The 1,632-nt window shown below is 53.4% G+C and carries 1 protein-coding gene; it reads left to right on the forward strand.

Annotated features, from left to right (window positions below; all coding sequences use genetic code 11):
- The coding region (locus tag AB6D93_RS24155; RefSeq protein WP_372159247.1) for a GspE/PulE family protein at positions 1 to 1,632 on the forward strand (1,632 nt) is incomplete at both ends.

The following is a 1,632-nucleotide window of genomic DNA, read 5'->3' on the forward strand; positions in this document are numbered from 1 at the left end:
ACGACCAAACCTTACTTGAGCTGTGCATCGAAGATGGCCACACCATTGTGGATGAAGAAGGGGTGATTTGGGTGGACTGTTATGACAGCCCAAAACACGCCGATATTCGCCGTTACGTGCAAGAGACGGAATCGCTCAGTGGCGGGCGCTTTTTTGCGCGCGCCCCTATGGTGAAATTAACCGATGAGACGCGCGTACAAACCTTACTGGATATGGCGCGCACGCTACTTAATCAAGAGACGCAAGCGGCGTTGGAATCGGCCTATGGCGATAAACTGACGCAGCTATGTCAAGCCGCGGTGGAGGTCAAAGCCTCTGATATTCACCTTGAAGTGCATCGCAACAGTACGGCTATTTTGCTGCGCGTAGATGGGCGCCGTGAAAGGCTCAAAATCTTTGCCGGCGGGGAAAGCGCTGAGCGACTTGACCGCGCGGTGGGGCAATCTTTGGCGGCGTATATCTTCAGTTTGGGTAACTCCAACTATTCACCCAGACTGCCACTCAATGACCGCTTTGAACTGCCTTGCTCTATCACAAAGCTGGATGAGGAGGGAGAAAGTCACCGCGTCACTATTATGGTGGAGTGGCGCGTCGCGATGATGCCGCTCAGTCACGGCATCAAATTGGTGCTGCGTTGTTTGACGCCTCTTGGGGAGCCTCTTACGCTCGATAATATGGACTTATTGCCTGCTCAGCGTGACTTGCTGGAAAGTAAAATGCAGCGACGCTCAGGCATTATTGTGCTCACCGGCCCCATGGGCTCAGGGAAAACCTCGTTAGTGTACGCCTTGTTTGACACCGTTGACCGCGTGGCGCGTTGCTGCCATACGCTCGAAGACCCGATTGAGTTTGAGCAAGCGGGCATTACGAAAACCTTGGTTGAACCTAAGCGTGAGTTGGTCGATGGCTCGGGGCAATACCTGGACTACACCTTCTATGCCTTAGAGCAGCTTCGTCAAGACATCGATATCACCTCGTTTGGTGAGCTTCGAAGTCATGACACCACCAAAGAGTTTACGCGCAAAGGCGAAACGGGTGGTTTAGCCCTCTCGACCTTGCACGCCAACAGCGCGCTAGGGGTGCCGGCTATTTTTATTGAGCAGCTCGGCATTCCGTCTTCCATTGTTTCGGCGCCAGGATTGATGCAGCTCTTTACCCACCAAAAGCTGGTGCGAAAGTTGTGTCCGCACTGCGCCTTAACCCTAGATGAAGCGAAAGCGGTCTATGACCATCACGATGAGCAAGCCGCCTATCAAACCAAGTTGACTCAAGTATCAACGTTGTTACCCGACGCGCATCATCAAGTGCGCGTAAAGCACCCGGCAGGCTGCAAACATTGCCGTCAAACGGGTGAAAGTGGCCGTTTGTTGGTGTTGGAGCTTATCGCCATCGAAGATGCGGACCGCGAGTTCATCAAAGTGCAGGACTATTTAGGCTGGAGTCGTTACCTGCAGACGCAAGGCTGGCCAGATATTCGTCGTCATACCCTTCATCGCATCGCGCTTGGTCAAGTGGACATTGCGTCCGCCTCTGAGCAAGTGGATGGCTTGATGCCGGTGTCCTCTCAATCCTTGTACCAACAAATCGGTCAAGAGATGGATGAGCAGGCCACCTCAAAGCAAACGGAGGTCA

Origin of the sequence: Vibrio sp. 10N.247.310.23 (assembly GCF_041467155.1) — a bacterium.
Lineage (GTDB): Bacteria > Pseudomonadota > Gammaproteobacteria > Enterobacterales > Vibrionaceae > Vibrio > Vibrio crassostreae_C.